The sequence below is a fragment of the Rheinheimera baltica genome (genome assembly GCF_030731985.1).
Lineage (GTDB): Bacteria > Pseudomonadota > Gammaproteobacteria > Enterobacterales > Alteromonadaceae > Alishewanella > Alishewanella baltica.
In genome coordinates, this window is sequence record NZ_JAPJDY010000008.1 from 17071 (window position 1) to 40520 (window position 23450).

A 23450-nucleotide genomic window follows, 5' to 3' on the forward strand; every position below is an offset into this window, starting at 1 on the left:
CCTATGCGCGCACTTTCAGCTCTGTTTCTGTTACTGTGGTTAACACCGGCAACAGCGGCTGAAAGTTCGCAGTGTATTCAGCACCCAAAACGCGCCAAAGCCTGCCCGCATCTTTTATATCGTTCGGCGCAATTTGCAGAAATGTCAGCGCCAGCTATTGTTTGTATCTGCGCCAGTGATTTTAATGCACTGTTAAAGCAACCAACAACGGAAGCCGAAAAAGTACGTTGGAATATGACAAAGCGTCAGATGGAGGTAATTTATGGCAACAACTTGCAAGGGATTTTAGATATATTGCAGCGGAAAAATTAATCAGGTAGCAATATCACGCGCTCGGTAAAACGTCCTAATTTCTCCTCACCAAATGAGAGCAGTACAGGCACTAAAAACAACTCACCCTGTTCTACCCAATAAATCGCATTCTGTTCAAATTGTCTCGCTAGTGCAATGGCGTTACCTTTATCACACAGCACAATCCAACTCTTTTCTTCGAAACTGCGATCAGGTGCACTGCCAATAACCGAGCGGTGAGGTAGCCGCTGCTGGTTCAGATATGCTTGTAATTCTTTATCTCGACGTAAATTAAGGTAGGGATGCTCAGTAACACCAGCGGGGTTTTGTGCGCTGATAATTGCAAAATCCATATCGCAATTTAGCGCTTGATGACAAAGAAAAATACTCGTTTTATAACTTTCCCACAGACTCATAATCCGTTCCATGTATAACAAGTGTTTCAACTATAATCGGCTTTAGTAAATTTACCAGTGCTGTTTGCTAATTTTCATGAATATGCATAACATCAATACAGGTTGCCAAATGGCATTGGCTATAAAAGTGATTGAGATAACTGAATGATCGCAATAGATAAAACCACTTCCATTAAAAGTGCACTGATCTGGGTGATTATGCTTATCTGTAGTCTGACATTGTGCCTTGCGATGTTGATATCAACCACACAGGATGTGAAGTTACAGCAAAAGAAATTAGTTGCGCAGCTTGAAGGCTATGTCAGCATTATCGCATTCAATGCAAAAGACAGTATTTTGCAAGATGATGCCGACACAGAAGATAACCGGCTAAACTCCTTTAAAGCTGTGCATATACTGCACAATATCCACATTTATAAGCAGCAACCTGACTCTGACGAGCTTCGCCTCTTCGCCATCTACAATCATGAGGGTGTTGGTCCATTCCCCGTGCAGTTCGCCAGAGTAAAGCAGTTTCTGAAACCTTATGTCAGCGATAACTATATTGAGCTAACCAAACCAATAGTTGATGGCGACAGCACCATAGGATATGTATACGTTAGAGCGAGCCAGGAGGAGTTAAATGACTATATACAGGCAAGAATTCTGTTAGACATCATTATTGCGCTCGTAGCACTGGGCAGTGCGCTGTTTGTTAGTGCGAAGCTACAACAACGTTTTACCACCCCGATTGAATCATTGCTAAACGTAATGCAAAAAGTATCTAAAGAAAAAAACTACCAAATTCGAGCCCCAATAACCCCAATCAAAGAATACAATATGCTGGGTCGGGCATTTAATACGATGCTGGATAGAATTGAGCAGCAAATCAGTAAATTACAACTTGCTGAGCAAGAAAATCGCCAGTTAACGCAAAGTTTGGAGCAAAAAATAGAACAACGTACAGATGCATTAAAAACATCTAATCAGGAATTACTCAACACCTTGGCCACCTTACACCAATACCAGAATCAGATTGTCGAAACTGAAAAAATGGCTAGTCTCGGCCAAATGGTTGCTGGCGTGGCACATGAAGTTAATACCCCTATTGGTTTAGGTGTTACCGCATCAACCTTGTTACAAGACAAGCTTACTGATATTCAAAAGGCCTTTGATGAAAAGAAACTAACTTCTTCACAATTGGCTAAATTCCTATCGGAAAGTAAAGAAAATTTAGGCATTATTTATCGCAATATGGAACGCGCAGCCAGCCTGATATCTAGCTTTAAACGCGTTGCTGTCGACCAATCTAATGACAACCGTCGTCAGTTTAATATGCTACAGCTTATAAACGAAGTTCTTTTATCACTTCGACCAAATCTTAAAAAAACCCAACATCAAGTTATTGTCAATTGTCCTGCGCAACTTGAATTGGATAGTAAACCCGGGCCAATAAACCAGATTTTAATTAATCTAATTATGAACAGCCTAATACATGCCTTCGAGTATATTGAGCAAGGCATAATCAATATTGATGTAGTAGTGGGTAACAACAATTGTGAGTTAATTTACACTGATAATGGTGCAGGTGTACCCGAGTCAATCAAAAAACGTATTTTTGATCCCTTTGTCACCACTAAACGTGGTGAAGGAGGTAGCGGTCTTGGTATGCATTTGGTCTACAACCTTGTGACACAAGCACTAAACGGGAAAATTCTATTAGATAGTACTTTAGGTCAGGGCGTTCGAATTAAAATAGACTTCCCAGTGATTACAATCGAAAACAAAACATAAAAATCATAGACTTAGCAAGAGAAAAATAACAAACCTTGTTTAATACACCCTTTGGATAGTCCAATTGTTAACAAAAAACTTGTTAACAATTGGACTGATGGTTATAATTGCGTATTATTTGACAATTGATCGTCATATATAGAAAACATATTCCAGCCATTAACTTAACAGAATTTACACAAGGTACAAATCCAATGCAAACACCTGTGATTCTTATCGTTGAAGACGAAGAAGTAACCCGCTTAAACCTCGTAAGCCTGTTTCAAGGTGAAGGGTATGATGTCATCGAAGCAATAAATGGCGAAGAGATGAATCAAAAACTTACCGACAACAAGGTAAGCCTGGTGGTAATGGATATTAACTTGCCAGGCAAAAATGGCCTAATTTTGGCAAGAGAGTTACGCCAGAAAGAAAATATTGGTTTAATTTTCCTAACCGGCCGCGACAGCGAAGTTGATCGTATTTTAGGTCTTGAAATTGGTGCGGATGACTATTTAACCAAGCCGTTTAATCCACGCGAACTTACTATCCGTGCCCGCAATTTGTTAAACCGCACTGTAGCGCAACCTGTGGTTGAAGAGCATAAGAGCGTTGTTAAATTTAACGGCTGGACGTTAGATGAAAATAGCAGAAACCTAACTTCACCAAAAAATGTTGCCCGTCGCCTGCCGAAAGGTGAATATCGCGCTTTGCGTTTAATGCTGGACACACCAGGTAAGATTTTTACCCGTGAGCAATTAATCCGTCATATGACTGGCCGTGACTTACGTCCAAACGATCGCACAGTAGATGTTACTATTCGCCGTATCCGTAAGCATTTTGAATCAGATGTTGATAGCCCAGAGTTAATCAGCACTATCCATGGTGAAGGCTACCGCTTTGTGGGTAAGTTAGAAAAATAAGTATTAAGCTTGTTCTATGAACTCAGACAGAGCAGCCATGTGCTGCTCTGTTTTTAGATGAAAGTCTACCAATTGCCGTTCCAACCCATGCCAGTTTACCGGCTCTTGTTCTAACCTCTTCGCATGTTTTTGCACCCATAAAAGCCCAACAGATGCAGCAGCACCTTTAAGTTTATGAGCGGCTTCCTGAAAGTCTTTTTCTTGACGTTGAACTGCGGTTTCTACTAACTTATTCATATAGCCAGGTAACAACTGCGCAAACAACTGGGCACTGCGTCGAACAACTTCCTTACCAAGCGATTGCAAATAGTCATTCAAAATTGCTTCATCAAGTATCTGTGATTCTGCCGATACAACCGGCTCATTTGTGTGCAATAACTTAACAGCGCTTGGTGAAAACAACCGGGCCAACATCTGGTCAAGTTTACCTGTGTTAATTGGCTTTGCTAGTGCCCCTTCGATCAGTACACCGTCTAATTGATGTTCTGCTTTACGCACATTGGCACTTAATACAACGATAGGCAGAGATGCCAAATGGGGCTCTTGCCGTATATACTTTGCAATTTGCTCACCACTCATATCAGGCAATTGCATATCAAGCAGTACTAGATCAATGTCATCTTCTGTTTCCAAAAATGCCAGCGCATCTTCTCCCGTTTCAGCGTGCAAAACTGTATGACCTCGTTGTTCAAGCAAACTTATTGCAATCTCAGCATTGAGGGGGATATCTTCAACCAACAAAATAGTCAATTCTGGGCAGGCTATTTCGTGCTGTGCCTCTTGTGCAAGCTGTTGGGCAGGTAATTTGACACTAAACTGGCTACCCTCACCAATATTACTGCTAACGTGTATATCGCCCTGCATCGCTTCAATAAGCGCACGCGAAACAGATAATCCGATTCCCGACCCCATAATACTTAGGCGACGGCCATCATTAGATTTGTAGTACATGTCAAAAATGCGCTGCTGTTCCTGCTTCGCAATACCTATGCCGGTATCTTCGATTAAGAAATGTAACTCATGCTCAGCACTATCTATTTCACAATGTAAACTTACAAGCCCATTGGCAGTAAATTTGACGGCGTTATTTAAAAGATTCCATAGTACCTGTCGCAAACGCGTTGGGTCCAACCGTAAAAAAACATCAAGATCGCCCTGACAGGTTAATTTAAACTGCAATCCTTTTTGCTGACATAGTAATTCTGCAAAATTGGCAATATCACTAATGAACTGCTTTAGTGCCACACTCTGATAAACAATATCCAGATCCTGACGGTCAATTTTGTCTAAATCAATAATATCATTAAAAATATTGCCAAGTGTTTCGGCACTGCTAAAAATGGTATTTGCCCAACCATGTTGCTGTTTAGTCAAACGGCTTTCTAATAAACGCCGACTCAAACCGACAATACCGTTAAGCGGTGTCCTCAGCTCGTGGCTTAACGTTGCAATAAACTTACCTTTATCCTGATAGGCTTTTTCCAACGCCTGCTCAGCTAGCTTACGCGACGTAATATCCCGACCAAAACCCAATAAGCCAATATAGCGGCCATGACGGTCATAAAATGGTACTTTACGCATTTCAAACCACAGAACCTGGCCGTCGTCTTTTACAAATTCAACGTCAAGTGTTAGCTCTGATGGCTGCATGCTAACTTCATATTCCGTTAGAATCGCAGCCTGCGCACTATCGTCTGTATAAATTTCTGCTGGATAATGACCAATCAACTCTACCGCCGATTTGCCCATAATCACTTCAAACATCTTATTGCAACTGGCAAACCGTCCAGTTTCGTCGCGGTAATAAAATAAATCAGGAGAACTATCAACAATGGAGCGGATCAATAAGCTTTGTTCTTCCAGTTCAATTTGCGCTTTTTTTCGCTCAGCAATTTCTTTTCGTAATTCATCAATAGCACGACGTTTAGCCTGAAACGCTTTTTTACGTTCTTCTATCTCAAAGTTAAGCTGACGAATATTGTCCTGCATACCTTCATTTAACAAACGCTCTTGGTGGGCAGAGTCTTCCAGATAAGATAAAGCTGCATCTAAATGCAGCACAAGATAAAATAGAAAAGAGATGCATACCGGTCCAAGCAACACAGAAAAAATCAGTGCTCCCTGAATTTGTTGCCAGTTAATTGTATTGTTTAAGACAAGACCAAAAACCGCCCCTACAACAAATGCAATGCCAACAAACAGTAGCTGGCACAATAGCGCCAGCTTAAACTTTCCCCATTTACGAATCCAACTGGCGAAGGTTTTAACCTGTGGATGAATAGGTCCTTGCATCAGGTTTTCACCTCACCATACGGCTATTGATTAGCAGGCTGTATATCCAACATCAGGTTACGATATGAACAATACTCAATGTCTACACCTTGCTGACGATAAACGCCTTGACGGGTATAAGATGACATATCCTTATATAAATTAACTGTATGCCCCTGACCAATGCGTACGGCCTTGGCATCAGCACGACGGCTTTGCGTTGTACATAGTAACTGAGCCAGCTGCTTGTAATTGTTTCGTTCAAACAGTTCGCTAGAGCTTAACATTGGCGATAAAGTGTTGTTTGCAGCAAATTTCCAATCGGCAAAACGCGTACGTAGAAACCCATCTTTAATTTCTAATTTATCATCACGGGTAAGGTAATGGGTACTGACATTAGTAATGCTCGTTGCAGCACCTTCACCAGAACTTTGCGATTTCTCGTTGTCCACAATATACACACCCGCAGCACCGATAACTTCCATGACAACGTCTGGCGAATTCTCTCCACGACCGGCAGCAACTAATAAAGCGGTTGCTTCATCTATACCAAAACCAAATCGAGTTTGAGTATCATTTTGTAAACGAACTAAGCGCCCCTGACGGCCGCGTTCAGAAAAATGGGTATCCAAAATGCCCCAGTTGAATAAGCCAAGCCCCCCCTGACCATTAAATGTCAGATGATTTTCAGCTAAACCATTGGTACAGCTTTGATCTCTATCACAACCCGGCTGCGGTGCTGGTAAGTCAAAAGCACCGTATTGTATGGCGTTGTAGCTATCACCATTAGTTATCATTGGGGTTCTTTTGCCCTGATAACTGCCACCAGCCATAACAGCGGTGCCGGCACTTGTGCCTGCAACAATAATCTGTCCCGCGGCTATCATCGATTCAATTTGCTTTAACTCTGGCGTGGCAGAACCATCAGGCTGGCGAAACGCTTGCACCGCTAAACTTTGATCACCACCACTGATAAAAACAGCATCCGCCCGGCGTATTTGCTCTACCGCACCGTCACTGCCTTGCTTGCAAAAGTTATTCAATTCCTGCATTAAATCCGGATACACCCGGCCTCGCTGGAAGGTGCCATGGTAGGCAGCAAGATACTGAGGGAGTTGATCACAACTTGCAGCATCATTAACCAAGCTGTGCTGTGCGGCTTGATAGGCTGCATTTAACGGCAACCAACTTACATCAGCTCCCGCTTCTTTAAATACGTTGACATACATATCTACCGCAGCAAAAGGATCACGTCCTGACGCGGTTACCACCAATATACGTGGTTTGCGTTGACTACCCGCAACTTGCTGAGCTAACTCAACTATTTTTTTATATATTTCAACGGTAAAACCATCTTTAGTTTTAGACAAATCAGCAAATTCTTTTTGCCGCTTTGGCGTACTACGGGCTGAATCAGTGCTAACAACAGCCATTACTTGCAGTTGATCAAGCACAAAATTTCGTTCACGATCACTCAAAGCGCTATAATTCGTTCTACCGGAAACCCAGATACCATCAATTTCAATCTCAGCAGAGCGCCACATTCTTAAAAGTTCGCGTTCTGAGACTCGCTCACTCTTCACTTTACTGCGCATATATTCTAGCAGTGCTAAAGTTTGCTGCTGCTCAATAACACGTTCTTCGGTCCAAAATGCGTTGTCAGCAATATTTGCCAAATGCTCTGGCGATAACATAAATGCCTCGTCAGATTTTGAGGCAGCAGTAAACGGCTCAGGCCCACTACAATATCGAACATCAACGGAGCTGCAGGTTTGCAAACCACCACCAACTAATACCATCGAATAATCCGGAAAACTCTTGGTATCGTTCACATTAGCAGCAGATGCATTGCAGGCAAGTATGGCAGCGGCTGTATAAAAGCTAAATGATTTCATTATTCTCTTTCTTATCCTAAGCGTACAAATGTTCAACTACCGGTGCGACAGATAGCAACGTCAAATATTTATATGCATAGATTATCCTGTATTGACTTCTTTGCCAATTAGCAGTAAATCTAATAGCGTTGTTTAATTCTCATCATCTCATGTTTTTGGTAGTGATATGTTAAAAAAAGCCTTCGCGCTAAGCTCATATTACTACTCGTCTTACTACCTGTCAGAGTGGTTTAACGAGTAGAAACATGTCAGACACTAAACCGTGTCTGGCAGGCTTCTATTCCTGCACCATAAAAAATTAATATAAATAATTATAAGCACATTCATGCGGACAATATCGCAGGCTGTGTCATGTCAAGACAGGTGTATCTATGCATAAATTATCTCCTTTAGCACTAGCTTTGGCTGGTAGCTTTTTTGTTAGCCCATTAGTGTTTTCTGCTGAAGACGTTACAAAAGAAGAGCAGAAAATTGAAAAAATTCAGGTAACGGGTTCACGTATCAAAGGCGTCGACCTTGAAGGCACACAGCCATTGGTGGTTATTTCTGCCGATGATATTAAAAATTCCGGCGCAAGTACCGTCTATGACTTACTAAAAGATGTTGGTCAGCTACGTGGTGGCTCAGGCACCTTCTCGACGTCAGAAAGTGGTACCGCGTCCAATGACACGCCTGCCGGTCAAGCGGCAGCATCACTGCGAGGCTTAGGGCCTTCATCTACGCTGACACTAATCAACGGCCGACGGGTTGCAGCATCTTCCTTTGCTGCAGGTACTGAAAACTTTGTCGATATAAACTCTATACCTGTATCAGCAATTGAGCGGGTTGAAATTCTCGCCACCGGCGCATCTGCAATTTACGGTGCCGACGCCGTTGCAGGTGTAATTAACTACGTATTGAAAAAAGATTTTGAGGGTGCAGAGCTAGATTTAAGTTATGGCAACTCCATGGCGAGCTCCGACGAGGGCAAAACTGGTATTAACCTAATTTGGGGTAAAAGCTTTGGCAAAAGCAATTTAACCATGTTTGCCGACTACTTTGACCGCAAAGACTTTGCCTATAGTGACCGGGAAATGACCGATGAAACTTGGTCTTTGTCAACCCGAGGCCAGTTTGCCAGTGTCCGCTATACCACATCAGATTTTCTGGATCCAGTATCTGATGAGTATGTTGGTTTTCCTGATCCTGCATGTCCAGCTGAGCTAATTGTGGTCACCGATCCGACTTTTGGCGATAAAGCCTGTGGCTACAATCCAAACCAAGATATGCTAATCCGTCCAGCGCTGGAGTCGGCTTCAGGTGGCTTTATACTTAATACTGAGTTGGATGACGTACGCTGGTCTAACGAGTTTTTTATCAGCCGCACAAAATCAACAGCACAGAGTACTCCGGCCAACTTCACCAATCTGCAGGATCAAAGTAACTGGCTGTTCGCTGCTTATGATAACCCGTTTATTCAAAATAACGACGAGCTGGCTTCCCTGATTTACCCGGGCTTTGAATCGAGTCCAAATGGCGCTGACGTCGATGTTGTTGAATTACGCGGGCGTTTTTTAGCGCCACGTCAAATTGAAAATGAGACGACTGCGTTTCGTTTTGTATCTGCTTTACAAGGTGATATTGGCGATTTTGAGTGGGAAAGTGCACTAATGTACTCTCGCAGTGAGTCTGACCAAAGCGCATTAGCTGGTATCTATAACCGCTACAAATTTAATGCCGCACTGTTTGGTGAATTATGCTCAGATGGCAGCACAAACTGCTCGCCAAATGACGGTGGCCTTTGGTTTAACCCTTTTGGCGGTCAGACTGGTAATGACGACGTTCTGTCAATAATTTCAGAGAATCCGTCTCGCAAAGGTAAATCTGAAGTGCTAAGTGCCGATTTCCGTTTGAACGGCGATCTTTGGGAGATGCCTGCTGGTGTTGTCGCATCTGCTTTCGGTGTTGAATATCGCCAGGAGAAGTTAAACGATAATCCAGATTTAATCGCTCAATCACGTTTTGATCGCGACTATCTGGTAGATGTTATTGGTTTTGGTTCAAGTAAATCCAGTGCCGAGCGTAAACAATGGGCGGCATTTGCTGAACTTTTCGTTCCCTTGACTGAAACTGTTGACTTGCAGTTGGCAGCACGCTACGACAACTATGACGACTTTGGCAGCAGCGTAAACCCAAAAGTTGGCCTGACCTGGCGGCCAACAGACAGCTTGGTATTGCGTTCCTCTTGGGCTACCTCGTTCCGCGCCCCATCTTTAACGCAAGCTGGCGTTGAGTTGCGTACTACCAGTACCACGGCCCGATGCCTGCCTGAGTTTGCTGAGTTGTTCTGTGGCGGCGAAGTAGGCGGTGAGATAACACCCAATACGCTTGAGTTTGGTAATCCTAACCTGAAGGCAGAAGAGGCCGAATCAATCAGCGCCGGTTTTGCCTGGAGCCCGACACAGGATATTACTTTCACCGCAGACTACTGGCAGTTTGATCATAAAAAGATTATCGGTACTGACTTAGAATCGATGCTGGTACGCACCCTGAACGACCCTAGTCTACGCTACTGCGGGCTGGTACCAGCGGACCAGATTGGTATCGCTTTTGATCCAGAGCTATGTGATGAGTTAGGCCTGGTGTCTGGCTTTACTGAAGATTTAAACCAAGTACTTGCAGATTGGCAGGATATTGATACCCGCGCCACCAGCCTACCCTTGTTTCGCGACCACATATTACTTTTAGAGAATACGGGTAACCAGCAAACTAAAGGCATCGACTTTACCTACAGCCAGCGTTTTGATAGTGATTGGGCGACAATCCGTTTAAGTGCAGACGTTACTAAACTGATGAGCTTTACCCGCGACCGCACTGCATTCTCTGGTACTGAGCAGCTAGCGGGTAGCTTCCGTTATCCTAAACTACTTGCCAGTATGAAATTACGCTTCAGTGGCGATAACTGGTTCGGTGGTATCAGTGTTAATTACACCAGTGATTATCAGGATGAAGTAGCCCTGTTAGAACCTGCAGATATTGATTTGTTGGCAGGACAAGGTGTTGATATTGACCGCAGAGTACCATCCTGGACAAAAGTTAACGCCAATTTTGGCTATGATTTTTCAGATAATCTGACTGTAAGCCTGAATATTGATAACCTGCTGGACCGAGATCCACCATTTGTCTATGGTCGTTATAAAGACGTCGACTTTATTAACCATGATGTAATGGGTCGCAACTACCGGGTTCTTGCTACCTATCGCTTTTAAGTCGTAGGGGGAGCATGCTCCCCCGTTTTATCTACTTTCACAGGTAACTTTTATGTCTACCGTACACAATAAACCGGTGTCGATGCCTGACGCCTTTATCATTCTATTTTTCGTAATGATACTGGCTGCTATTGCATCACACCTTATTCCGGCCGGGGTTTTTACCCTAACCGAGCCTGCCCCCGTTGCTGAAGGGGCGGCTAAATTAAAAGGCAAAATTGATCCTAATAGCTTCACACTGGTACAGGACAGCCAACAAGGCGTGCCACTGTTTGCAGAAGGCGGCGGTATTGGCTTTTTTAATTATGCCTTTGAAGGCTTGGTATCGGGCAATAAATGGGGTTCAGCTGTTGGTGTTGTGGCCTTTATTCTGCTCACTGGTGGTGCTTTTGGCATTATCATGAAAACCGGCGCCATTCATAACGGCATACTTGCTCTAATAGAAAAGACGAAACGGATGGAGTTTTTATTTATTCCATTAATGTTTGGTTTATTTTCTTTAGGCGGTGCCGTATTTGGTATGGGCGAAGAAGCAATAGCATTTTGCATTGTATTGCTGCCATTAATGCTGGCGTTGGGCTACGACGCCATCACCACAGTACTGGTGACCTATGTTGCGACACAAATTGGCTTCGCCACTTCGTGGATGAACCCCTTTAATGTCTCTATTGCCCAAGGCATTGCCGAAATACCACTGATGTCTGGTGCAGATCTTCGCATAGCCATGTGGTTGGTATTTACCACCTTTGGCATTGTTTTTACCATGCGTTATGCCGCCAAGATAAAAACCGCCCCTGAAACGTCATTAAGTTATCACACGGATCAGAAGCTCCGTGCCCAACAAACCGCCGACGCTAAACACCAATACAGTGCGTTAGACAGCACTATTTTATTGGCATTTTTCGCCGGTTTGGTTTGGATTATTTGGGGCGTTACAACGCGCAAATATTATATACCAGAAATTGCCAGCCAGTTTTTTACTATAGGTATCGTTATCGCCGTTATTGCCGTATTAGGCAAACGCTTAAGTATGAACGAAGCCGCAGATGGTTTTAAACAAGGCGCTGCAGAGCTATTACCGGCGGCACTGATCGTCGGTATGGCAAAAGGCATCGTATTGATGTTAGGTGGAGAAAACCCGGAAGACCCTTCCGTGCTTAACACTATGCTGTATTACTCCGGTCAGGCACTGGGAGACTTACCTACCTATTTATCGGCTTGGCTAATGCTCGTTATTCAGTCCATTTTTAACTTTTTCGTTGCCTCTGGCTCAGGTCAAGCGGCGTTAACTATGCCGCTTATTGCACCACTGGCCGATTTAGTCGGACTTTCCCGCCAAATTGCCGTATTAGCATTTCAGCTGGGTGATGGCTTAACCAATTGCATTATTCCAACCTCTGCCGCGTTAATTGGCTGCTTGGGTGTAGTCCGCGTTGACTGGACAGTGTGGTTCAAGTTTGTCTGGAAATTACAGTTGTGGCTGTTCTTGCTCGCCAGCTCCTTTATGTTACTCGCTGTCGCCATCGGCTATCAGTAATCGCCCAGCGACAATAATGAGGTAAAAATTTTGAACGCTATAATTCTAATAAAGAATGCTGAGCTGATAGCACCGCTGTCACTTGGCAGACAGGACGTAGTTATCGCCGGTAGTAAAATAGCTGCTATTGGCACTAATTTTAATCTGGCAAGTAGTAACCTGCCCGTTCAGGTTATAGATGCAACAGACTGCTATCTTACCCCTGGCTTTGTTGACTCGTTAGTGCATTTTATTGGCGGCGGTGGCGAAGGTGGCTTTGCTACCCGCACACCCGAAATGCAGCTTACCGATGCAACTTTAGGTGGTGTCACCACAGCAGTTGGTGTGCTGGGTACCGATGCCACTACCCGCACCCTGACAAATTTACTGGCTAAGGCCCATGCGCTGGAATCTGAAGGCATTACCACCTATTGCCATACCGGCTCGTATGAAATTCCTTGTCGCACCTTGATGGGCAATATTACGGATGATTTAATTCTCATTGATAAATTTATTGGTGTTGGCGAAATTGCCATCAGTGATCATCGTTCGTCTCAGCCCACCACTGATGAAATACGCAAAGTGGCGGCAGCTGCTCGCGTTGGTGGCATATTAGCCGGTAAAAGTGGCGTGGTGAGCGTGCATATGGGCGCTGGTGAACGTATTTTACAACCGATATACCAAGCCGTTGCCGGTACCGAGTTAAAACTAAAACAGTTTTACCCAACGCACATGAACCGCAACCGCAGGGTATTTGAAGCCGGGCTTGAGTTTGCATTAAAAGGTGGCGTAATTGACTTTACCACCAGCACAACGGAATTTGATCTCAAACACGGTGAAGTAGCCGCTGCTGCAGCATTAGCAGAAGCACTTCAGCATGGCATTAATATCATGCAGTTAACACTCAGTTCCGATGGCAATGCCAGCTTGCCTATTTACGATGACGAAGGCGAACTATTGGGCTTACAAGTAGGCAGTGTACAAAGCTTGTATCAGGCCGCCCGCGACGCGGTAATGCAGCACAAGGTATCACTGTCAGATGCTATTTGTAGTATATCTGCCTCACCCGCAGCAATATTAGGCTTAAAACACAAAGGACGTGTTGCTGAAAATTGTGACGCAGATATCGTATTACTGCACAAGGATAACTTGCAGATCCGTGATGTTATTGGCAAAGGAACCCTATTAGTTCAACAGGGCAACGCCATAGTAAAAGGTACTTTTGAGTAAAAGCAGAAGCGCATAAATATGGCGCATCTGCACATACAATAGTTATTAAAAAAGCTGCGTTTGCAGCTTTTTTTTTGTGCCAACCGTTATAAACGGCAAAAATATCGCCAATTCATGTAATTAATTTTCATTTTGAAAAGTATGCTAACTGCGATTAGTGCAAGGTATAGCACTATAAAGTCAGCTTGCTTTTTTAATCTATTAAAGGTATACATGTCAGTTCTTGAACGTTTAGATGGCTAAAAACTTCCAGAGCAAATACTCTACAGCGCATTGACCTCTGAAAGAGTAACCGTTATTTTCTTTCAGCAGCAAAAAAATCACTTAAAAGAATAATAATTCATAAATAATTAATATTTATTAAATATCAGGACAAGTTTGGAGGTGAGTCATGGCGTTGTACCAACACAGTCAGGCAAGAGAAAACTGTGGCTTCGGTCTGATAGCGCATTTGGAAGGCGCTGCCAGCCACCGGATCGTCAGAACCGCAATTAACGGCCTTGACCGGATGCAACATCGCGGCGGCATTTCCGCTGACGGTAAAACCGGCGATGGTTGTGGTTTATTGATGCAGAAGCCGGATAGTTTTTTCCGCGCCATTGCACAAGAGAACGGCTGGAATCTGGCAAAAAAATATGGCGTCGGCATGATTTTTTTCAGCCAGGATCCAGTAAAGGCGGCTTTAGCCAAAAAAATTATCGCCCGTGAAATAGCCAGCGAAACCCTAACGCTGGTGGCATGGCGAACTGTGCCAGTAGACAGCAGCGTGCTTGGCCCGCTGGCGCTTAACTCTATGCCGTCCATAGAGCAGGTTATTGTCAATGCCCCGCACGGCTGGGGCGATCACGACTTAGAACGCCGCTTATATATGGTGCGTCGGCGCATTGAGAAACAACTTAGCGACGATGCCGATTTTTATATCCCTAGCTTTTCATCACTGGTTACCGTTTTTAAAGGCCTGATGATGCCGGCAGATTTGCCGCGTTATTATCTCGATTTAGCCGACATTCGCATGGAAACGGCTATTTGCGTATTCCATCAGCGCTTTTCCACTAACACCATGCCACGTTGGCAGTTGGCACAGCCATTTCGCTTTTTAGCGCATAACGGTGAAATTAATACCATTACCGGCAACCGCCAATGGGCCCGTGCCCGGCAATATAAATTTGCCTCACCGTTGTTAAGCGATTTACAAGACGCCGCGCCGTTTGTCAGTCAAAGTGGCTCTGACTCCAGCTCACTGGATAATATGCTTGAGCTGCTGTTAGCCGGCGGCATGGATTTATTCCGCGCCATGCGTTTGTTAGTGCCACCAGCCTGGCAGGGCAACCGCGTAATGGATGACAACTTAAAAGCGTTTTACGAATTTAACTCCATGCATATGGAGCCGTGGGACGGCCCGGCCGGCATTGTTATGACCAACGGGCAACACGTAGCCTGTAATCTTGACCGCAACGGCTTGCGCCCTGCCCGCTTTGTTATAACCCGCGACAAACTGATTACACTAGCCTCAGAAGTAGGTATTTGGGACTACACGCCAGATGAAGTGGTCGAAAAAGGCCGCGTAGGCCCGGGCGAAATGTTAGCAATAGATACCACTACCGGCAAAATCTGGCGCTCAGATGAAATTGACACCGATTTAATGGCGCGTCATACCTATCGCGACTGGCTAAATGCTAACGTGCAGCGGCTAGTGCCTTATGAGCAGTACGAAACTGATTTAATTGGCAAGCGGGTATTTACCGATGATGACATGCTGGTGTATCACAAGCTGTTTAATTACAGCTACGAAGAAATTGATCAGGTAATGACCGTACTGGCCAAAGATGGCCAGGAGGCAGTTGGCTCTATGGGCGATGACACGCCAATGGCGGTGCTGTCGCGTAAGCCTCGGACCTTGTTTGATTACTTTCGCCAACAGTTTGCGCAGGTAACTAACCCGCCTATCGACCCACTGCGTGAATCTCATGTTATGTCGCTGGCCACCAGTATTGGCCGTGAGCATAACGTATTTAAAGAAACCGCCGGTTACGCCCGTCGTATTCAGTTTGAATCACCGGTGCTGATGTATTCTGACTTAAAACAGCTAAAACAAGCCGATGAAAAGTATTACAAGCATCAGATTTTCTCACTGAACTTCGACCCGGCCACACTCAACCTTGAGCAAGCCGTAAAGCAACTGTGTGACAATGTTATCAGTGCCGTACGTGACAACAATGTGGTACTGGTAATATTAACCGACCGCCGTATTGAACAAGGCAAGTTACCTATCCCGGCTGCAATGGCAGTGGGTGCGGTACAGCATGCACTGGTTAATGCTCAGCTGCGCTGTGACTCTAACATCATTGTTGAAACCGCTTCTGCCCGTGACTCACACCATTTTGCTGTATTAATTGGTTTAGGCGCTACTGGTGTTTATCCGTTTATGGCGTACGAAACGGTAGAGCAGCTGGTTGAAAAAGGCGTTATTACCTTAACAGCCCGCAATGCAGTACTTAATTACCGCAAAGGCATTAATAAAGGCCTGTATAAAATCATGTCGAAAATGGGTATATCAACGGTCGCCAGTTATCGTTGTTCAAACCTGTTTGAGGCAGTGGGTATAGATCAAGCCGTAATGCAACAATGCTTCGCTGATATTCCGTCACGCATTGGCGGTGCAGGTTTTGTCGATTTTGAACAAGATATACAGCAATTAGCCAAGGTGGCCTGGCTAAAACGCAAGCCACTAAACCACGGTGGTTTATTAAAGTACGTACACGATGGCGAGTACCATGCCTACAACCCCGACGTGGTGCAAACCCTGCAAAAAGCCGTGCGTTCGGGCAAATATGAAGATTATCAGCAGTACAGCAGTATTGTGAATCAGCGCCCTATTGCCCATTTACGCGACTTGTTTAAATTGGCAGACAGCACACCGGTGCCGCTGGAACAGGTGGAAAGCGAGCAAAACCTGTATCCGCGCTTTGACAGCGCCGCCATGTCTATCGGTGCCTTAAGCCCCGAAGCACATGAAGCCTTAGCCATTGCAATGAACCGTTTAGGCGGGCGCTCTAACTCAGGTGAAGGTGGTGAAGACCCTCGCCGTTTTGGCACCGAGAAAAACTCTAAAATTAAACAAGTGGCATCGGGCCGCTTTGGTGTTACGCCGCATTACCTGGTTAACGCTGAAGTTATCCAAATTAAAGTAGCCCAGGGCGCTAAGCCAGGCGAAGGTGGCCAGTTACCGGGTGAAAAAGTTACTGCCGAAATTGCCCGGCTGCGTTACTCGGTGCCTGGCGTAACGCTTATTTCACCGCCGCCGCATCATGATATTTATTCTATTGAAGACTTAGCCCAGCTTATTTTTGATTTAAAGCAGGTTAACCCGCAGGCACTTATTTCGGTGAAATTAGTGTCAGAACCCGGCATTGGTACTATCGCCGCTGGTGTGGCCAAAGCCTATGCCGATTTAATCACTGTTTCCGGTTATGACGGCGGCACCGGTGCCAGCCCACTGACATCAGTAAAATATGCCGGCAGCCCATGGGAATTAGGCTTGGCCGAAGTACACCAGGCCCTGGTTGAAAACGGCCTGCGTGACCGCGTGCGTTTGCAGGTAGATGGCGGTTTAAAAACCGGTTTAGATGTTATTAAAGCGGCTATTTTAGGTGCTGAAAGTTTTGGCTTCGGCACTGGCCCAATGGTGGCGTTGGGCTGTAAGTTTTTACGTATTTGCCATTTAAATAACTGCGCCACCGGTGTTGCTACACAAGATGAAACCTTGCGCCGTGACCACTTTACCGGTTTACCTGAAATGGTAATGAACTACTTTAAGTTCTTAGCTTTTGAGGTACGGGAACTAATGGCGCAGTTAGGCGTTACAGAGCTTACCCAGCTAATTGGCCGCACTGATTTACTGGCAATCAAAGACAGCGAAACACAAAAGCAGGCCCGCCTGGATCTAACGCCTATTTTGCAAGCCAGTGGTGTTACGTCAGACAAAGCGCTGTTTTGTGTACAAAACAATACGCCGTTTGACGAAGGCAAGTTAAACCAGGATTTAGTCAAACGCTGCGAGCAAATGGTGCTACATAAAACCGGTGGTCAGCTTAGCCTGAACATTCGCAATACCGACCGTTCCGTAGGCGCTGCGTTATCGGGTTTTATTGCACGCCAGCATGGCAATCAAGGTATGGCAACCGACCCCATCCGCATTCGTTTTAATGGCACCGCCGGCCAAAGCTTTGGCGTGTGGAATGCTGGCGGCTTACATATGTCGTTGCAAGGTGACGCCAACGACTATGTCGGCAAAGGCATGACCGGCGGCCAGTTGGCCATTTTCCCGGCCAAGGGCGCCAGCTTCGCCAAAAACGGTTTTACCATAGCCGGTAATACTTGTTTGTATGGTGCTACTGGCGGGCGTTTATACGCTGCCGGGCAAGTAGGCGAGCGCTTTGCGGTACGTAACTCCGGCGCGTTAGCAGTGGTAGAAGGCACTGGCGATAACTGCTGTGAATATATGACCGGCGGCGTGGTGGTGGTTCTAGGCTGCACCGGGGTTAACTTTGGTGCCGGTATGACGGGTGGTTTTGCTTATTTGCTAGACGAGCAGGACGATTTATCACTGCGATTAAACCCTGAGTTAATAGAAGCGTTGGATGTGTCCACGCCAATATTACAAGAGCATTTACGTAGCTTGCTGCACCAGCACGTTGAAGAAACTGGCAGCGACAAAGCGCAAAAAATCTTAAATGATTTTGGCAACTACTTAAGCAAATTTAAGTTGGTTAAACCAAAAACCAGCGATGTAAACACCTTGCTGGGACACCGCGCACGCTCGTCAGCAGAGCTGCGGGTTCAGGCGATGTAGGGAGACGTTATGGCACAGAATGTATACCAGTTTATTGACGTAAAACGGATTGATCCGCCAAAACGCTCACACAGCGAACGCACTATTGAGTTCGTTGAAATTTATCAGCCCATGACCCATACCCAGGTGGAAGGTCAGGCCGACCGCTGTCTTGACTGCGGCAACCCTTACTGCGAATGGAAGTGCCCTGTGCACAACTATATTCCGCAGTGGTTAAAGCTGGCTAACGAGGGCAAAATTGTCGAAGCGGCTGAGTTGGCACACAAAACCAACAGCCTGCCGGAAGTGTGCGGCCGGGTATGCCCGCAAGACCGTTTATGCGAAGGCGCCTGTACGCTAGACGAAGGCTTTGGTGCAGTTACCATCGGCAGTATTGAAAAATACATTACCGACAAAGCCTTTGAAATGGGCTGGCGGCCAGATTTATCTGCCGTAGTTAAAACCGAGCGCCGTGTAGCGGTAATAGGCGCCGGCCCTGCCGGTTTAGCCTGTGCTGATGTTTTAGTGCGAAATGGTGTTACCCCGGTGGTATTTGACCGTTATCCAGAAATTGGCGGCCTGCTTACCTTTGGTATACCGCCGTTTAAACTGGAAAAAAGCGTGCTTAGCCTGCGCCGTGAAATATTCACCGACATGGGCATAGAGTTTCGCTTAAACACCACCGTTGGCGTGGATGTTAGCTTTGATAGCCTGCTAAATGAATACGATGCGGTGTTTTTAGCCCTTGGCACCTACACCCCCATGAAAGGTGGCTTTGCCAATGAAAGCGCGCCGGGCGTATATGAAGCCTTGCCGTTTTTAATTGGCAATATCAATAATCTGATGGGTTGGCAAACCGAACATCCGTATGTCAGCTTAAAAGATAAAACCGTGGTGGTGTTAGGCGGTGGTGACACGGCAATGGACTGTGTACGCACCTCCATTCGCCAGGGCGCCACCAAGGTAAGCTGCGCCTACCGGCGCGACGAAGCCAATATGCCGGGTTCACGTAAAGAAGTGCAAAACGCGCGCGAAGAAGGCGTCGAGTTTTTGTTTAACTTACAACCGCTCGGCATTGAAGTGGATAGCGAAGGCAAGGTATGCGGCGTTAAAGTGGTCACCACCGAAATGGGCGCGCCCGATGCTAAAGGCCGACGCAGCCCACAACCGGTTGCCGGCTCTGAGCAAATACTGCCAGCCGATGCCGTGGTTATTGCCTTTGGCTTTCAACCCAGCCCGCCGCAGTGGTTGGTGGATATGGGTGTGGGGCTCGACGCTAAAGGCCGTGTTATCGCCAGCGAAAAGAGTACCTTTGCTATGCAAACCAACCAGCATAAAATCTTCGCCGGTGGCGATATGGTATTAGGCTCAGACTTAGTAGTAACCGCTATCGCCCAGGGCCGTAAAGCCGCCGAGGGGATACTGGATTACTTAGAAGTATAAGCTTGGAAGTATAAACAGCAGGTGTAACGTCCGCTTCTGCTTGATGTTTTTACCATCCGCAGCAACGGACTATTAAAGCGAGATTAGGTTTGCCCTAAGCCAACCGTTGAAGGCATGGATGCCTGAGACGAGCCTATAGGGACATATTCACGGCGTGTTGGCGTGGGCAAACCGGTTCGAGCCTACTACTCAATCGCCCGAATCTACATGCCTCACAGCCTGCACCTATACAAGGAGTTCGTTATGCCGCCATTTACCCTACCCGACTTATGCGACGCCCATGCGGCTTGTGTCCGCGTAGCAGAACCCATCTTTACCAACTACGGTGGCAAAACCGCCTTTGGCGGGCAAATTGTTACGGTGAAATGCTTTGAAGATAACTCCAAAGTAAAACAGCTGGTAGCAACACCGGGCCAGGGTAAGTTGTTGGTGGTAGACGGCGGCGGCTCTAAACGCCATGCACTGCTCGGTGATATGCTGGCAGAGCAAGCAGCAACAAACGGCTGGGAAGGTATTATTATCAACGGCTGTATTCGCGATATAGACGAAATACGCCAAACGCCACTTGGTGTACAAGCGCTGGGCATCCACCCGATGAAAACCGACAAGCGCGATTTAGGCGATATCAACCTGACGGTAACCTTCGCCGGAGTAGATTTTATCCCCGGCCAGTTTGTTTATGCCGACAATAATGGCGTGTTGGTGGCGACTAAAGCCCTGTTGTAACCAACTGCTTTATCATCAGCGCTTTTTCAAAACAGTTAGCTGGTGGGTTTGCATCCCCTAGCTAACCATTGGTACATTATTTGGCAGAGCCATCTGACCAGGATGTGATCACGGTGGGATCTAACAGTCTTGCAATCATGCTTGGCAGTGCAAAATATATTATCAATCCACCAAACGCAAACAGTACCACATCCAAATTCTTCCCTGAAAACTCATATAGCATTGCTGTTGCTATAACAGCAGCACCTAGAATTACACCGACGAATGAGGCACTGGCTGATTGAACAGGGCCTCTGGCAACAACTTGGTGTACTAGCGAGCCAGGTATCAAAGCGCTAATCCGGGCAAGCGCATGTTCTTTTGCTGCAACTGAAAGAAATTGTACCCGTATATCATGCTCTTCGTCATTATCCTGCCATTCTATGCTAATTTGATCTTTGTAATGCTTACTTTCCAGTAAGCTTACCTTGTTTAGTGGAACTAACGTTTCATCTGCTTTAACTGCAGCAACGATTTCTGAAAAAGCTGTACCTGACTGATACAACGACTGTACCTTGCTAACTTTTTTCTTATCAAACTTTGCCACTCGTAAAGTGTCGTTTTCAATTTCGGTGAGGCAATAGTCTTCAATATCTAACCAGCTGGTATCAGTATAGAAACCAATTGGCAACGCGCCTTTAGGTTCACGCACGTAAAAGAAAGCAATAAATTTAAATAAAAACAGCATTGCCGGGAACACAAATATTGCAGCACTAACAAGGCGCAAGGTAAAACTGCTGGTTTTGGCTTTCTTTTTTAATTCCTTTTCAGTTGAATTATGCTGAGGATTGCTAGGGTCGTACCATACTTCAATCTGCTCAATACCCTGAAACGATTCGTAATCAAAAGATGACAGTAGTAGTGTTTTTTCATAAGTGTTGCCATTCGCAGTGAATTGATACTGCAGGCTATAAATATTCTTGTAATCCTGCTCATCTGTTTTTGCCGCCTTAATCTGGTTATGCTGCAAGCTCAGAACTGTGGCTTGAGCAACCTGATGCGACGCAATTAATTTGGCAGCCTTTTCCGAACTAATCCCCTTTATCCAAGCCACCGCGAATAATGCCAGGATACCCAGGACTGCAATAATTAGTCGCAGCTTCACCTTTCTTTGTTGAGCAACACTTTTATAACTTTTTGTTTTTTCCATTTATTCTCTTCTTATTATTTTCAATTAACTACAGACGGTTTTATCTCGCCAAATATATTTACCTCAGAAAACCATTTAAATCCACTTTCACCTCAAAATTAAACAACGTTAAACAGTTAAATAGGTTAATTTTTTAGCGACTTAGCTGCACTTTGTCTAAAAGACAGGCTGCCATTTTAGGCGCTGGATAACACCAACCCACTGCTTATTCAGTGCTTTAGCGCTGGTACAAATTAACCTTTTTAACAATTTTTTACATAGGATCAGTCCATTATTTTCAGATTGCAACATTACCTACCTAAACTCCCAGAGGCCGGCGGCCATCAACACGGATATCGAGGCTGAGCTAAAACGATACCCCTACCATTTCGCCTTTTGCGCGTATTTTGGTGTCACAAACAACAATAATTATTTGTCTTAATGCATCGCGCATAGGGCGGTATTTCCTGCGGTTAAAATGGATTACAAACTGTGCCCTGGTGAAAATCATCTGCCAGCTTTCACCATCAAAACGATAAATTGAACTGCGCACCGAGTAAGTTGGAGAGTTGTCGTCTGCGCGCTGTATAGTGGCGCGGTAAGTCAGCTGCGCCAGCCAATCGGCGAAAACCCGGCAGTCAAAATCTTGCTGGGTAATCACAGGTGGCGTTTCAGTTGGCAGGCGCTCAAGCACATCGGCTTTACCAAAACAGCGGCCGGTAGCGCCGATTTCATAGAAATCGTCGGCTAAATAGCGGTTAAGTAGTTCGGCTGACAAGCGGGTGGCAGGCTGCACCAGTAGCTGTTCCAGCTCGATTAAATGTGGTGTAAGCAGCTTGCTGTCCATGCTATCCCCGAAAATCTAAAAATTAACCCTCACTATAGAAGAGAGTGCCGCTTTTGGTGTTCTCATACGAAAACAGGAGTTTTAATATGTATGAACTTATTCTGGCAACGATACATCTTTTCGCCGCTATTGCGAATGCAATGACCGAGTATTTTAAACTGAGGCAGCTACATAAAGATTAATTAATACTGAGCCTACGGATTTTCGCCGCGGTAGATTTTCTCCCCGGTCAGTTTGTTTATGCTGATAATAATGGGGGCGTTGGTGGCAACTAAGCAGTTGGTCTAAGTCATTACTTTAGCGCGTTAATCCGCGCTAACACCTGCGCCCTTGCATCGTTATTACTAACACCCGCACCTGCGTTTAGCTGCTCTTCGGCCATGCGTAACTCTTCCAGCAGTTCAATCTTTTCCTGCATAGCTTCATACTCGGCCACATCAAATGGCTCGCAGGCGGTGCCTTGGTGAAAAACCATCTGCCATTTTTCACCATCATAGCGATAGAGTGAGCTGCGCACCGAGTAGCTTGAGCTTTCGTTTTCTGCACGCTGTATTGTTGCGCGGTAAGTCAGCTGCGCCAGGCCATCGGCCAGAAAATTGCAGTTAAAATCTTGCTGGGTAATCACCGGTGGCGTTTCCGTTGGTAAGCGCTCAAGCACATCGGCCTTACCAAAACAGCGGCCGGTAGCGGCAATCTCATAAAAATCATCGGCCAGATGGCGGTTTAGCAGTTCAACTGACAAACGGGTCGCGGGCTGAACCAGTAGCTGTTCCAGCGCGATTAATTGCTGTTTAATGATGTCGGTATGCACTAAAAAATATACCTATTTAGTAATTTGTATTTGCACTCACCATTAGAAATCAATGACTCTGACCCTGTTGGTTCTGACCCTG

15 protein-coding genes are annotated in these 23450 nt (G+C 45.5%); 9 read left to right on the forward strand and 6 right to left on the reverse strand.

All coding sequences use genetic code 11. From position 1 onward, the window contains the following. Window positions 1-3 precede the first annotated feature (3 nt). A complete protein-coding gene (locus ORJ00_RS13725; protein WP_306127114.1) occupies window positions 4-312 on the forward strand; it encodes a hypothetical protein in 309 nt (102 codons plus the stop codon). Here the strand turns inward: ORJ00_RS13725 and ORJ00_RS13730 are convergent. Next, window positions 309-707, reverse strand: coding sequence for a DUF3293 domain-containing protein (locus ORJ00_RS13730; protein WP_051219879.1), 399 nt, complete (start codon window positions 705-707; stop codon window positions 309-311). The two genes, ORJ00_RS13725 and ORJ00_RS13730, sit on opposite strands and share 4 nt — an antisense overlap. Before the next feature lie 144 nt (window positions 708-851). Between ORJ00_RS13730 and ORJ00_RS13735 the strand changes: the two genes are divergently transcribed. Together ORJ00_RS13735 and arcA are read left to right on the forward strand one after the other, a co-directional pair. After that, on the forward strand, window positions 852-2480 hold the full coding sequence (locus tag ORJ00_RS13735; protein WP_027671525.1) for a sensor histidine kinase: 1629 nt from the start codon (window positions 852-854) through the stop codon (window positions 2478-2480). Window positions 2481-2674: 194 nt separating this feature from the next. Continuing rightward, window positions 2675-3382 carry a two-component system response regulator ArcA gene (gene arcA, locus ORJ00_RS13740; protein WP_027671524.1) on the forward strand — a complete coding sequence of 236 codons (708 nt, stop codon included), beginning with the start codon at window positions 2675-2677 and terminating at the stop codon, window positions 3380-3382. A 3-nt stretch (window positions 3383-3385) separates the two neighbouring features. Here arcA and ORJ00_RS13745 read toward each other — a convergent pair whose 3' ends face one another. Both ORJ00_RS13745 and ORJ00_RS13750 read right to left on the reverse strand, forming a co-directional pair. Then, window positions 3386-5674 (reverse strand): ATP-binding protein, encoded by a 2289-nt coding sequence (locus tag ORJ00_RS13745; protein ID WP_306127116.1) that lies wholly within the window; start codon window positions 5672-5674, stop codon window positions 3386-3388. Window positions 5675-5697: 23 nt separating this feature from the next. After that, window positions 5698-7548 carry a cyanophycinase gene (locus tag ORJ00_RS13750; RefSeq protein WP_027671522.1) on the reverse strand — a complete coding sequence of 617 codons (1851 nt, stop codon included), beginning with the start codon at window positions 7546-7548 and terminating at the stop codon, window positions 5698-5700. 371 nt (window positions 7549-7919) lie between these two features. Between ORJ00_RS13750 and ORJ00_RS13755 the strand changes: the two genes are divergently transcribed. The 6 genes from ORJ00_RS13755 to rraA all read left to right on the forward strand — a co-directional run bounded on the left by ORJ00_RS13755 (window position 7920) and on the right by rraA (window position 20542). Further along, window positions 7920-10796, forward strand: a complete 2877-nt coding sequence (locus ORJ00_RS13755; RefSeq protein WP_306140121.1) for a TonB-dependent receptor domain-containing protein — start codon at window positions 7920-7922, stop codon at window positions 10794-10796. 52 nt (window positions 10797-10848) lie between these two features. After that, a complete protein-coding gene (gene yfcC, locus ORJ00_RS13760) occupies window positions 10849-12333 on the forward strand; it encodes a putative basic amino acid antiporter YfcC (RefSeq protein WP_306127119.1) in 1485 nt (494 codons plus the stop codon). A 30-nt stretch (window positions 12334-12363) separates the two neighbouring features. Continuing rightward, on the forward strand, window positions 12364-13542 hold the full coding sequence (gene iadA / locus ORJ00_RS13765; protein WP_306138120.1) for a beta-aspartyl-peptidase: 1179 nt from the start codon (window positions 12364-12366) through the stop codon (window positions 13540-13542). Window positions 13543-13933: 391 nt separating this feature from the next. Then, window positions 13934-18394: a glutamate synthase large subunit gene (gene gltB, locus ORJ00_RS13770; RefSeq protein ID WP_027671518.1), complete on the forward strand. Its 4461-nt coding sequence runs from the start codon at window positions 13934-13936 to the stop codon at window positions 18392-18394. Window positions 18395-18403: 9 nt separating this feature from the next. Continuing rightward, complete coding sequence (locus ORJ00_RS13775) at window positions 18404-19816, forward strand: FAD-dependent oxidoreductase (RefSeq protein WP_027671517.1); 1413 nt, start codon at window positions 18404-18406, stop codon at window positions 19814-19816. A 243-nt stretch (window positions 19817-20059) separates the two neighbouring features. Beyond that, complete coding sequence (gene rraA / locus ORJ00_RS13780) at window positions 20060-20542, forward strand: ribonuclease E activity regulator RraA (RefSeq protein ID WP_306140122.1); 483 nt, start codon at window positions 20060-20062, stop codon at window positions 20540-20542. A 76-nt stretch (window positions 20543-20618) separates the two neighbouring features. Here rraA and ORJ00_RS13785 read toward each other — a convergent pair whose 3' ends face one another. The 3 genes from ORJ00_RS13785 to ORJ00_RS19025 all read right to left on the reverse strand — a co-directional run bounded on the left by ORJ00_RS13785 (window position 20619) and on the right by ORJ00_RS19025 (window position 23368). Beyond that, window positions 20619-21731 carry a DUF3592 domain-containing protein gene (locus tag ORJ00_RS13785; protein WP_305976935.1) on the reverse strand — a complete coding sequence of 371 codons (1113 nt, stop codon included), beginning with the start codon at window positions 21729-21731 and terminating at the stop codon, window positions 20619-20621. Window positions 21732-22077: 346 nt separating this feature from the next. Next, entirely contained in the window at window positions 22078-22557 is a 480-nt protein-coding gene (locus tag ORJ00_RS13790) for a nuclear transport factor 2 family protein (protein ID WP_306140123.1), read from the reverse strand. A gap of 292 nt (window positions 22558-22849) precedes the next feature. After that, on the reverse strand, window positions 22850-23368 hold the full coding sequence (locus tag ORJ00_RS19025) for a nuclear transport factor 2 family protein (RefSeq protein WP_370304648.1): 519 nt from the start codon (window positions 23366-23368) through the stop codon (window positions 22850-22852). Window positions 23369-23450 lie beyond the last annotated feature (82 nt).

Bases quoted from the DNA above. Each gene is read 5' to 3' on its own strand.
- gltB (WP_027671518.1), top strand. From the start codon at position 13,934: ATGGCGTTGTACCAACACAGTCAGGCAAGAGAAAACTGTGGCTTCGGT.
- ORJ00_RS13730 (WP_051219879.1), bottom strand. From the start codon at position 707: ATGAGTCTGTGGGAAAGTTATAAAACGAGTATTTTTCTTTGTCATCAA.
- ORJ00_RS13790 (WP_306140123.1), bottom strand. From the start codon at position 22,557: ATGGACAGCAAGCTGCTTACACCACATTTAATCGAGCTGGAACAGCTA.
- ORJ00_RS13755 (WP_306140121.1), top strand. From the start codon at position 7,920: ATGCATAAATTATCTCCTTTAGCACTAGCTTTGGCTGGTAGCTTTTTT.
- ORJ00_RS13735 (WP_027671525.1), top strand. From the start codon at position 852: ATGATCGCAATAGATAAAACCACTTCCATTAAAAGTGCACTGATCTGG.
- ORJ00_RS13725 (WP_306127114.1), top strand. From the start codon at position 4: ATGCGCGCACTTTCAGCTCTGTTTCTGTTACTGTGGTTAACACCGGCA.
- ORJ00_RS13775 (WP_027671517.1), top strand. From the start codon at position 18,404: ATGGCACAGAATGTATACCAGTTTATTGACGTAAAACGGATTGATCCG.
- yfcC (WP_306127119.1), top strand. From the start codon at position 10,849: ATGTCTACCGTACACAATAAACCGGTGTCGATGCCTGACGCCTTTATC.
- ORJ00_RS13745 (WP_306127116.1), bottom strand. From the start codon at position 5,674: ATGCAAGGACCTATTCATCCACAGGTTAAAACCTTCGCCAGTTGGATT.
- arcA (WP_027671524.1), top strand. From the start codon at position 2,675: ATGCAAACACCTGTGATTCTTATCGTTGAAGACGAAGAAGTAACCCGC.
- ORJ00_RS13750 (WP_027671522.1), bottom strand. From the start codon at position 7,548: ATGAAATCATTTAGCTTTTATACAGCCGCTGCCATACTTGCCTGCAAT.
- rraA (WP_306140122.1), top strand. From the start codon at position 20,060: ATGCCGCCATTTACCCTACCCGACTTATGCGACGCCCATGCGGCTTGT.
- ORJ00_RS13785 (WP_305976935.1), bottom strand. From the start codon at position 21,731: ATGGAAAAAACAAAAAGTTATAAAAGTGTTGCTCAACAAAGAAAGGTG.